Here is a 10,708-nt window from a genome sequence, read left to right on the forward strand (position 1 = left end):
AGATGAAGCGCGAGGTGAATCGCGCGGAAATTCCAGGGCTGTCTTTGCGATGCCGGAGGGCATCGCCTGGTATGACAGCTACCAGTGGGGAACGCAAAGTGCCTTTTCGCTGCCACCGAGTTGCGCAGGGGCACTGAAAAGGCGGTTGCAGTCCTCCCTACGGAGGACCGCAACCCAAGGGCTCAAGCCGCCCGCGCCGACACGGCGTTCAGGCGCTGGAGCCAGACATCGCTCCAATCCACGCCGGGCTGCCTGGGCACGAAGACGCGCACCTCGCGCGGCCCGGTGCGCTTCTCTTCGCGCTTGAGCCGGCGGGCCAGCGCGAACGCGAAGGCCTGGCCGGCAAAATCGCCGTCGGCATCGTTGTCCGAATAGATGCACACCTTGCGCACCGAGTCGGGTATCCAGAGCTTCTCGAGGTTGCCGGCGTTGAGCCCGGCCCAGACCGGCTTACCGGTCGCCAGGTGCACGGCAATGCTCTTCTCGATGCCCTCGCTGATCGCCAGTTCTTCGGTTGCCTCGAACAGGCGAACCGCGGCGCCGTTGATACCGGCCGAGAGCACCTTCTTGGCATCTTCCACGGCCAGCTTCGCGCCGTCCTGCAGATAGGTCCTGTGCAGCGTGACCGCGTGGCCGTCCGCGCCCTGGATGCAAGCCAGTATCGCGGGATACTCCGCCACCTTGCGCGACTTGCCGCTGGCATCCTTTTGGTAGTAGCCCAAAGCCGGGTGGTAGCGCAGCACTTTCGGGTAGGCCGGCAGCGCCAGGCCGCGGCTGCTCAGGTAGCGATCGACCTCGTCGCCGGGTTTGATCGGCTGGGCCTCGCTCCAGATGCGCTGGGCCAGCTTCTTCATCCGCTGCGCCGATGGCTCGGTGGGTCGCGCCGTCGCGACGGACGGCAGGATTCCCAGGCAGCGCTCGACTTCCCGCAAGGCGGTGTTGAAGTCGATGCCCCGCATGGCCTGCAGCAGCTTGAAACCACCCCCCGGGCCGCAGGAGCGGCAGTGGTAGTTGCCTTCGCCGAACTTGTCCGTGTACTGGAACCGGTCGGTGCCGCCGCACAGTGGGCAGGGCAGGTTGCGGCGCTTGAGAATGCGCTCGTCCACGCCCAGTGCGCCCAGGATCTCCGTCCATCGGCCATGGGCACGCTGCTTCACGGCATCCACGCGGGCTGCATACTCACGATCCTGCATGGCCGCCTCCCTCGATCAACGTCACCGTGTGGCCCGGCATCCCGCCTGTTCCGACGGTGACCTCGAAGGTCTTGCCGTGCAGCAGGGGGTACTTGCCCAGGCGCAGCTCGCAGAGCAGCGCATCCAGCGTCTGCACGGCATCCGTACAGCGCAGTCGGCGCACCAGGTCCGCCAGCGCATCGCGGTCCGCATCCAGGTCGCCCTGCAGGAACTGCTCGTTCTCATCGACGAAGCTCGAAGCCTGGCGCACCGGTTCGCCGGACGTTTCCCCGGGCGGGATGTACAAGACCCCGTCGTGGTAGACGCCCGCGTCGGTGATCTCGACGTCGTCATTGCCGACGCGGATGCGCACGGCTTCGCACAGGATCACGGTCGGCCATACCCAGCGGCCCTCGAACTCCACACGCAGCTGCACGGTGATGGCTTCCACGCGCACCGGCTCTACGTCGAGGTGGCGAACGCGGGTCGCAGCCCAGTGGCTGGCGTGAATCCCGAGCCAGTCGAAGAGGAGGAAGCCCTTGGCGCGCGCCAGCATCCAGCGCGCCGCGTTGTCCTCGTTCTGCCAGTCGAGACTGACGAGACTGATTTCGCCGGTCTCGATGGCCTGACGCGTCGGCGCGGCGGCGACTTCCTCGACATACTCCCGGGTTACGCTGTCGTCCTGGATCGGGTAGCCGACGATGGCGTCGAACAACTCGGTGGGCAGCACGTCGAGGTCGTTGAGCAGGTCGTGATGTCCCCAGGCACGCAGGGCGCCGTAGTAGATCTCCACGAAGCGCTCGGCCGGCAACCGCGTCTTGGCGATTTCGAGCGTGCGTCGCCAGCAGGCCTTGAGCTCGGCGTCGATGCGCTTCTTTTGCACGTCTTCGTCGATGAGCTGGTCGCGGTCGGGCAGGCGGGCCATGAACTGGCCCGGGTCCAGATGGACGATGTTCACCTTGTCATCCGGGCAGTAGGTCGGTCGCATGACGCAGAATCCTTGCAGGAAGACCATCGTGTCATGGGTGGCCTTTCCGTCGCGGGTGCCATGGAGGTGAACCGTTCCGATCGTGCTCGGCATGGTCGCGAGGTTCGCTTCGGCGAAACGCCGCAGCAGGACCTTGCCATTGAATACCACGCACACCGGAAATCCGCTGCACAGCGACTCGATGCGCTGCGCCAGATCGGGAAGGTCGACGCCGAGCAGTTCGACGCGTGTTCCAGCGACGGACTCCGCGCACGGTTCGACCTCGACCAGCGCTTTGTTCAGCGCGGCGGCCGTATCGATGTCGACGCGCCGGCCACCCGATGCCACGATGCAGCGACTCGCTGCGTACAGGCATTTGAAAAAACCGACGCCGAAGGGATGCTCCTGGGCGACGACGCCGCCGTCCCACCCAGATTCGTGGAAGCTCAGCAGCTTCTGGAAGTCGTCGATGCCGCGCCCGTCGTCGTGCACGCACAGGCGCTGGGCCTCGGCATCGTGAAAGATCTCGATGCGGGCGGCGCCGGCGCGCCGCGCATTTTGCAACAGCTCGGACACGAGCGTGAAGCGGTTCGTGAAGGCATGGCGCTGATTGCGCAGCGCGCCGTCTTCATTGATTCGTACCTGGATCTGCATGGCATGCTCCATTCAGTGCAGGCGGAACCCCTCCCTCGGCGGGACAGGCCCGCCAAGGGGGGAAATGAAAGATCAGCCGAGGCGGCCGATCGGTGGGGTGTACAACTGGCCGGCCGCGGCCGCCTCGATCAGGGTGTGCTCGAGGAACTCCCAAGGCAGCAGGTGCTGGCTGCTCAGGGTGCTGCCCATGTCATCGAGGCGTTCGACCTTGAGGCCGACCGGATGCCAATGCACCCGATAGCGCAGCCGGTCGGCGCCAGCGACGACGAAGATGCGACCTGGCCTGCCGGTGAGAACTTCGCTTTCCTTGACCAGGAACTCGATATCCTGCGCCGCCTGCACGGTCATCAGAGCGGGCCTGTTCGAGCCCGCGTGTTCGCGTGTTTGCATAGGGATCTCCTCAGCGTTCTCGTGATGAGATGGCGGCTTCGGCAAGGTCCGGGCTTCGGCCGGCGCATGGGTCGATCGATGCAAAGGGCCGATCGCCTGCGGCCGCTCGCGGCGGTTCGGCGTCGTAGGCCGATATCGCGTGACAGTCGGCTTGCTGCCGTTCTTTCTGGAGCTGTTCCAGCAGAACCGCGTCTTCATAGTCGAGCCGTCCTGCGACACCGTAGGCGACGAAGATCGCCAACAGGCACAGGGACTCCTTGAGTGTGATCATGAGAATTCCTTGTGGGATGGGCCTCCCCGTCATGGCGGACAGGTCCCGGGTTGTGTTGGGCTCAGGCAAACAGATCGCCTTGCTCGGACATGCGCTTGATCTGCTCGTTGATCCACTGCGGGTTCTTGGCCAAGCGGGCTTCGATCCACGCGGGATTGCGGATCACCGCTTCGCGCACCCATTCCGGATAGCGCTGTAGCGTGGCGTTGAGCCAGGTCTTGAGGTGGTGGCGAATTCGATCGCGCACTTCCTCGGCATCGACCAGACCGCAGTAAGGAATCGGCGACAGCGGGCTGCAACCGACGACACGCAGGCAACTGGCGAAGGAGAAGGGACGACCGTCTTTCTCGCGCTCGGTGAAGACCCAGCGCAGCGTGTCGAACTTCTCCTCCAATGGGGCCGCGGGATCCTCCAGCTGCTTGACTTCCTGCAGCAGGCGCCAGTGCAACAGGACGATGTCCTCCTCGCTCCATTCGATGGGCGAGGCCTCGTCGTCGAGTTCGACCGGCAGGGTGCCGTGAGCGAGGGATTGGGCGTAGCGCCGTGCTGCGTAGTCGGGGACTTGGGGCGGCACGAGCGCAGAAAGCTCTGCGCGCGCGCCCACCTGAACGGGATTCGTGTTCAGCATCGTTGACTCCAATGAAGATGAGGAGGCAACGTGCGCCCCGCGTGAGGGCGAATGCCCCCAGGGGTGACGAAGGGCCGAACCGCGGCTGCGGACGGCCCTCAGGGAAAGAACTCCAGGACTGGCTTAGAAGTGCTCGAAGCACTGTGATCGGTATGCCAGTGACCGATCGGGAAGGTCTTTCGGGGGAAGGGGAAGGCACACCCCCTACCTCGAAAAACCGCTTCGAGGACATGGCGGAGTCGAGGCCCCGACGTTAATGGCCGCAATGCGAATACGCGCGGTCACCCGTTATGGCGTGGGGACCCACGATGAAGAAACTCCAGGGCTTGCCGATTTTGGATTGCAGGGCCAGCTGCTGCATGTCGTGAAGGTAGTCGGAGAGGGCGGGGACGTCAATGGCCCAATCCGGTGATTGCCTCGCCGATGCCGAAAGCTCTCCCAATTGACTGTCGTTTCGCATGGCAAACGCGCGCAATGCTCGGGATCATTGGTCGCCTGGGCCCGGCACTAGGAGAAACGACCATGGCAGAGATCGACATCGTGAAGCACGACCTGGGTGGTGTGAACGCCCGCATCCTGGCCAAGGAATCCAAGGCGGACTTCCGAAGGGTCGAGGCCGCCAGCCTGAAGATGCAGACATGCTTCACCAGCGCCGAGGGAAAGCGCATGTTCGTGCGTCTGTTCAACACGCTCCAGCTCAATGCCCACTTCATTTCGGTGATCGCCCGCACGCGCCTCGACCATGACGACGTCGCCAAGGTCGAGGCGGCGATCCGTGCCCAGATGGACGCGGTGGCCGACAAGCTCAACCAGGCCCTCGATGGCGCCGAGGCCCTCTTCAAGGCGCACGGCATCACGGGTGCGGCGACTTACGATACCGTTCCTCTGGAGGTCGAGGTGGGTGTTCTCTCCTCCGCGGGTCGGCGCTACCTTGAACTGATCGGCAAGCTCGACCAGTTGATGCCGCTGCTGCAGACCTTGGAAATCCACGAGGTCATCACCACCCAGGCCGTGGACATACAGCGTGCCGGGCTGAAGCGACTAGTACGGGATGTGGCCAATGCCACGCGCAATTTCGCGACAGGACTTCGGCGAAGGATGAACGCGTTGGAGGCTCACGCGGTCGAGTCCGAACGCAGCCGGGCGGATGCTGCCGGGTCCGCAGCAGGCGCACAGACGGGAGACGCGCTGGAAGGCCAAGGACCCGAGGTGAGCGATCGTCCGGTGGAAGAGGGCGCCGCCCCCGAACTTCGAGAGTCCATAACGATAGCCGCAGAGAACACTGAGGCCAGCACACAAGCGGCTGCGTGATCGATTCATTTCTGCCGGTCCATTGCATCGCGTGCCGAGATTTGCCGGCCACCGACTCTTGTCTGCGATAGACGGGTGAATTCCCGCGGCATTGCGCTAAGGCATCTGTTTCTGTCTGCGGAAACCCCGTAAGGTCATCCCAGACAGTGTCGAGATGGTTCGCCCGGATTGGCCATTGTCCAATTCGCTTCATGTGGGCGCGTCGCAGTCGTTACCTGCCTTGTCCAACATCCCCTTGGTGCGGTTTTCGCGCATCGTGCAATTGGGGCTGAATCCGGCATTCCCTGGGGCTGAAGCGTCTTCGGCCATCCTCGTTCGTACTTGACCCACCGCCCAGCCGGGACGCAGGCGGTGTGATGTGGAGTTCACGCGTTCCCTGGCAGCCGCGCCATCCTGACCGAGCGCCGCTGTGATTGAGCAGGTCATGACGTCTTCTATGGCAATTGCCAAGCGAGGCCTGATCATGCGCACCCTCAAGTCTGCTGTTTCCCCTCACGCTATCCCTGCGGAAAATCGCGGTACGGCCGCTTCCCCCGCCTTGCCCGAGGCGGGTTTTCTGCGTCAGCCGCAAGTGCTGCGCCTGATTCCGTTCTCCCGGTCCACGTTGTGGCGGCGGATTCAGGCACAGACCTTCCCGAAGCCGCTGAAGTTGTCCGAGCGTGTCACGGTCTGGCGTGCCGAGGACATCCGTCGATGGATCCTCGAGCAAGCGCAAGCGGACTGATCGAGATCGCTCAAGCGACTTATGCTGCAGACGAGACAATGATATTGTCTTATCATTTGTGTCCCGGTTCTTCGGGGCGGCTTTGCGGTCGTTTTCCCGGACGGATTCGCCGTATTCGTCGATGTCAGTGGCGGTGTGTCGTGTTCCCTGGTTGCCGGGCGAAGCGGGGAGCCATGGTGCGCGGCCGTGATGGCAGAGCCGATCGGAGCATGCGGTTTGCTCGCCCGCCCGATCGGGAATCCTGCCAACAGGGGAGATGGCCATGCGCATTGCCGCGGCGCTTGCGATTATCGTGCCATGCCATCGCGCTTTGCGCCATGGCGTGGAAGCGGGCGCGCGAGTGTGAGGCCATCGCATGGAACTGCGTCGCCTTCGCTACTTCCTGGCCATGGCCGAGGAGCTGCATTTGGGACGGGCAGCGGAGCGCGCGCACATCGAGGAGTCGCCGCTGTCACGCAGCCTTACTCAACTCGAGGCGTCTCTGGGCGTGCAACTCTTCTTTCGTTCCCGGCACGGGACCCGCCTGACCCCGGCCGGCGAGGCGCTGAAGGAGCATGCGACGCAATTGCTGATCGATTTCGAACGTGCGAAGCGTGCCGTGCGCTTGGCCGGGGGCGTTCAACTGACCCTGCGTGTCGGCATCGCCGATGGTCTCGCCCAGCCCCGCTTGTCCGCGCTGTTCGCCCAATGGCGAGAGACGGAGCCGAGTATTCCGCTGCAGGTCAGTGAGTTGCATTCTTCTCATTTGCAAGAGGCGCTGGTCACGGAACACCTGGACGTGGGCTTTTCTTTCGGGATCGGTTCCCCGCGTGGGGTGAGTGCCGAGCCTAGCTGGCAGGAGCCCGTGGTGGTGGTGGTCCCGTCAGGCCATCCCCTTGCGACCCGACGCACGCTACGCGTGGCAGAAGTGATCCGGCACCCCTTGGTGATGTGCAGCCGGCGCTTCAAGCCCGGGTTCAGCGAGCAGATCGATGCGCTCGTCAAACGCTACGGGGAGCGTGTTCGCGTGATTGACCGCGCCGACACCTTGGCGGGGGTGATCGTCAAAGTGGGCTCAGGCTATGGCTTGGGTTTTGCAGATGCGGCACATGCCAGTACGTTGCAGCGCCCCGATGTCGCTATGGTTCCCCTGGCCAACGGTGGGGCGCGGATCACGACGTTCGCACTAACCAAACTCGATCGCGACGATGACCTCTCGCCGGCAATTCAGCGCTTTGTCGGCATGGCCCGCATGGTGTGAGCGGCGCCCCGGTCTGACGAAACGGGGTGGACGCCGCTTGCCCACATTGGTTTGACCCGAGTCGACCGGAGCGGTATCACCTGCTCTAGACCTCCGACGCCGTCGAAACGGCAGGGGTGGATGGCTCGACGTTCACGTCAAGTCGACGCCGAAATCCCCCGATCTTTCCGCCGCTTTCCGCTGGCATCGAGCGTCTTGCCCGGCCGAGCATAGGGCCCTGGTTAGCCAGACTGCGCAAGGAGGTACGGCATGAACGGAGAACAATCGGAAACATCGCAGGACGCCAGTCTTGCGCAGTCGGTCACCATGCTGAAAGCAGTGCTAGAAGGGGGCACGTACCAGGCCGTGGCCGCAGAGAGAGGCGTCTCGCGCACGGCCGTCGAGCGGCGTGTCAAGTCGGTGGCGGCCAAGCTGTGCGCGATCGTCGGGATCCCGGGCTTAAACGAGGATGGCGCAACCGCCGTGCGTCGTCTGCGACAACATCGTCATGCCATCCTGAGCGCGCTCGATGCATACGATCCGTTGGACTGCATTGAGCCGGAGAAGGTACGTGTGTTGACCGGCGAGGAGATTCTTCAGGGGGCGCAGCGCGTCCTCCGCCGAAGCCGGCAGCCCTGGCACGATGGATCGTTGTACTACCTCCTTTTCACGACTGGCGCCTGGCCGCTTGAGATCGCGCGCCTGGAGGTGCGGGACTATCTCAATGCGGCAGGCGAGGTCCGAAGGGTTTCCGAATGGCGCGCTGACGTGACGATCAAGAGTCGGGCCCGCCCGCTGTACTTCGCCAGCCGTCGATTGGATGAGTGTTTTCAGTGCTATCTGGCGGAGCGCTTGGCGCAGGGCCTGGGACTGGGACGCGACGGCGCGTTCCGCGGCCTCGATCCGCACAGCCGGCTTTTCCTCTCGACCTCGGGCCGGGGCTTCGAGATTACGCCATACGGGGAGGGTGGCCGGCAGCGGTTCCGGTGCCGGCCCATCCTGGAAACCTATCGCCGCCTGTTCCGCTATGCGGGCTTCAAGCAGATGTCCGCCATGGCCGTGCGCCACACGGTGGCGGCGCGCCTGTACGCCCGCGGCGCTGACGAAGGCCAGGTCGGCCTTCTTCTGGGGATCGGCGAGCGCAGTGCCGTCCGGGAGATGTTCCCGCGGCCTCAGCCCGGGCTCGACGAACTGGTGGTGGATCTCATTTGAACGGGACGCCACCGTGGACGCGCAACGCTACGCCATCAAGGGCCAGGTCCTGGCCGCGGAAGACACGCGTCTGCAGGAGGCCCTGGCCGCGATCCACGATACGCCCGAGCGTCCCCGCTGTCTGTGCATTCCCGGTGGCGTCGAGATGTATGTGGCGCGCCACCGGCAATTCGTCGTCAAGCGCATGCCAGGGACGGGTTGCTTGCATCATCCCACTTGCTCGTCGTATGAGCCGGAGGGGAGCCTCTCGGGCTTGGGCGAGTTGCTGGGGGAGGCGGTGCTGGAGCCGGCACCTGGGCACATCGAACTTCGGGTGGATTTTCCCTGGTCGCGGATGACCGGGCGAGCGGTGCCGAGAGGGGAGCTCGAGTTGCCTGCGGAGGTCACACGGCCTCGCCAGCATATGTCCTTGCGCGCGGTCACGCACTTCCTGTTTGAACGGGCCGGCTTCAACCGCTGGGCGCCCGCCATGGAGGGGAGGCGCAATCAGGCGGTCTTGCGGAAGTACCTGCTGGAGGCAGCCGGCGAAATTGTCGTCAAGCGCGTGCCGTTGGCGGAGCGGCTCTATGTGCCCGAGCAGTTTCATGAGGGCGCGAAGCTCGAAGCCGCCCGGCGCCGGCGGGAGAAACTCTCTCTCCTGTGGGGGCGCGACGGCGACAACCCGCTGGCCTTGCTCATTGGGGAGTACAAGACCTGCGAGCCGACGTCCTATGGACATCGTCTGTGGGTCCGCCACATGCCGGATGCGCCCCTCTTGATGGCTTCGAAGACCTGGGAACGCATGCAGCGCGTCTTTGCACCAATTCTCGAGGCGCGCGATGCCGACACCTGCAGCCCATGCCGGATCCTGCTGTCTGCCCTCATCCGGGCGCGCCGGGAACACACCTACGAAATCGACTCGGCCAGCCTGATGCTCGCTAGCGAGCAATGGATCCCGGTGGACGGTGTGCATGAACTTCCGCTCTTGCAGGCCCTGGTGGTACAGCAGCGTCGTTTCGTGAAGCCGCTGCGCTACGACGCCAGGAGCGCCTCGCATTTCCCCAACGTGCTCCTGCTGGACGCGGGGCCCGTACCGGTGCCTCTGCACGTGCTCAGCGCCTTCGTGGATCCCAAGGAGCGGGCGATCAAGGAAAAGGTGATCGCCGCGAGCGTCCCTCCGGGCTGGGTGTGGCGTCCGGACGAGTCCATGCCGGCCTTCCCGTCGCTTGCCCCTGCCCGGTAAGTTGCGCCGCCCTCGGTTTCATCCCGGACGGTGAAGGCCCCATGGATCGTCAGTCGCTCTGCTTGCGGGAGTAGTCTCCATAAATAATGAGAATTAATTATCATTATTTATTTCAACGGCCGGTGCCGCAACGCTCGGCGTGCTGCGAATTTCACTTTCCGGCGCGACACGACAGGACGATGCTTCTGTCCCTGGGCAATTCTTCCGACATTCGATCTCGTCGGATTGAGCCCCCGATTTGGTGGCGGCTTGGCGCGCGCATCATGCTGAGCCTGTCCGCCGGCCTCCGGTTGCTCTGTGCCGCAGGAGCGGTCGGGGTCCTGTGGCTCGCCGTCGCATCGTCACTTTGATGGTTGGGGCCGATCCCCGCGCCCGCCAAGGCGGCGGCAAGCGCCGTGTCTCCGGAATTCACGCGGACGGTCCAGTTGGTCTGGGGGGTGCGACCGGCGTCTGGCGCGGGCGAGTTTCCATACGCGATCCAGTGATGGTGGGCCAGATCGGCGGGTGTCGTGGGGCGACCATGCTGTTCCAGGTACGCCGGAGAGGCGCACAGTACGCGCTGGTCCCGTGCGATTTCGTGAACGACGAGTCGGGCTTGCGCTGGCGGTGGCTGCTGCTGGATCGCCACATCGATGCGGGGGTGGGGCAACTCGATCGGGTCATCCACGGCAACCAGTGCGATCTTCAGCGCGGGGTGATCTGCAAGCAACTCATCGTCTATTTACGAAGTCCGGCGTGGAGTTTCGTTTCAAGGAGCAATTCGACGGCTACATGCTGGCGGTGCTCGACGAAGGCAGCTTGGAGTACGAGACGTCACACCGATGGCATGAGCGGGCAGGGCGCAACTGCCTGATGATCGATGGTCCGCACGCCATGCCATAGCCCCGGCACGTGCGCAAGGCGATCGACTTCATCCATGCAAACGCTTAATTGGCGGG

Annotated in this window: 12 protein-coding genes; 6 read left to right on the forward strand and 6 right to left on the reverse strand. The window is 64.3% G+C overall.

Annotation, left to right across the window (positions count from 1 at the left end):
* Positions 1-182: 182 nt before the first annotated feature.
* From P3W85_RS03155 to P3W85_RS03175, 5 genes are all read right to left on the reverse strand, one after another.
* Entirely contained in the window at positions 183-1,193 is a 1,011-nt protein-coding gene (locus tag P3W85_RS03155; RefSeq protein WP_276263689.1) for a DUF7146 domain-containing protein, read from the reverse strand.
* Positions 1,180-2,793 (reverse strand): ATP-binding protein, encoded by a 1,614-nt coding sequence (locus tag P3W85_RS03160; protein ID WP_276263690.1) that lies wholly within the window; start codon positions 2,791-2,793, stop codon positions 1,180-1,182. Before P3W85_RS03160 ends, P3W85_RS03155 begins: the two co-directional genes overlap by 14 nt.
* Before the next feature lie 72 nt (positions 2,794-2,865).
* The gene (locus P3W85_RS03165; RefSeq protein WP_276263691.1) at positions 2,866-3,183 is read right to left on the reverse strand and encodes a hypothetical protein; all 318 of its coding nucleotides are present in this window, start codon (positions 3,181-3,183) and stop codon (positions 2,866-2,868) included.
* A 10-nt stretch (positions 3,184-3,193) separates the two neighbouring features.
* On the reverse strand, positions 3,194-3,454 hold the full coding sequence (locus P3W85_RS03170; protein ID WP_276263692.1) for a hypothetical protein: 261 nt from the start codon (positions 3,452-3,454) through the stop codon (positions 3,194-3,196).
* Between the two features lie 61 nt (positions 3,455-3,515).
* Entirely contained in the window at positions 3,516-4,082 is a 567-nt protein-coding gene (locus P3W85_RS03175; protein ID WP_276263693.1) for a hypothetical protein, read from the reverse strand.
* A gap of 522 nt (positions 4,083-4,604) precedes the next feature.
* On the opposite strand from P3W85_RS03175, the gene P3W85_RS03180 reads away from it, so the two are divergent.
* From P3W85_RS03180 to P3W85_RS03200, 5 genes are all read left to right on the forward strand, one after another.
* Positions 4,605-5,393 (forward strand): DUF1845 domain-containing protein, encoded by a 789-nt coding sequence (locus P3W85_RS03180; protein WP_276263694.1) that lies wholly within the window; start codon positions 4,605-4,607, stop codon positions 5,391-5,393.
* 424 nt (positions 5,394-5,817) lie between these two features.
* Entirely contained in the window at positions 5,818-6,117 is a 300-nt protein-coding gene (locus P3W85_RS45300; RefSeq protein ID WP_346430229.1) for a helix-turn-helix transcriptional regulator, read from the forward strand.
* 355 nt (positions 6,118-6,472) lie between these two features.
* Entirely contained in the window at positions 6,473-7,357 is an 885-nt protein-coding gene (locus P3W85_RS03190) for a LysR family transcriptional regulator (protein WP_276263695.1), read from the forward strand.
* A gap of 249 nt (positions 7,358-7,606) precedes the next feature.
* On the forward strand, positions 7,607-8,548 hold the full coding sequence (locus tag P3W85_RS03195) for a site-specific integrase (protein ID WP_276263696.1): 942 nt from the start codon (positions 7,607-7,609) through the stop codon (positions 8,546-8,548).
* Between the two features lie 13 nt (positions 8,549-8,561).
* On the forward strand, positions 8,562-9,770 hold the full coding sequence (locus P3W85_RS03200) for a DUF1173 family protein (protein WP_276263697.1): 1,209 nt from the start codon (positions 8,562-8,564) through the stop codon (positions 9,768-9,770).
* Positions 9,771-9,921: 151 nt separating this feature from the next.
* Here P3W85_RS03200 and P3W85_RS45455 read toward each other — a convergent pair whose 3' ends face one another.
* Entirely contained in the window at positions 9,922-10,479 is a 558-nt protein-coding gene (locus P3W85_RS45455; RefSeq protein WP_430869484.1) for a LysR substrate-binding domain-containing protein, read from the reverse strand.
* A 26-nt stretch (positions 10,480-10,505) separates the two neighbouring features.
* On the opposite strand from P3W85_RS45455, the gene P3W85_RS03205 reads away from it, so the two are divergent.
* Positions 10,506-10,652: a hypothetical protein gene (locus P3W85_RS03205; protein WP_276263698.1), complete on the forward strand. Its 147-nt coding sequence runs from the start codon at positions 10,506-10,508 to the stop codon at positions 10,650-10,652.
* The last annotated feature ends 56 nt before the right edge of the window (positions 10,653-10,708 follow it).

Source organism: Cupriavidus basilensis (assembly GCF_029335485.1).
In the GTDB taxonomy this organism is placed as follows: domain Bacteria; phylum Pseudomonadota; class Gammaproteobacteria; order Burkholderiales; family Burkholderiaceae; genus Cupriavidus; species Cupriavidus basilensis_E.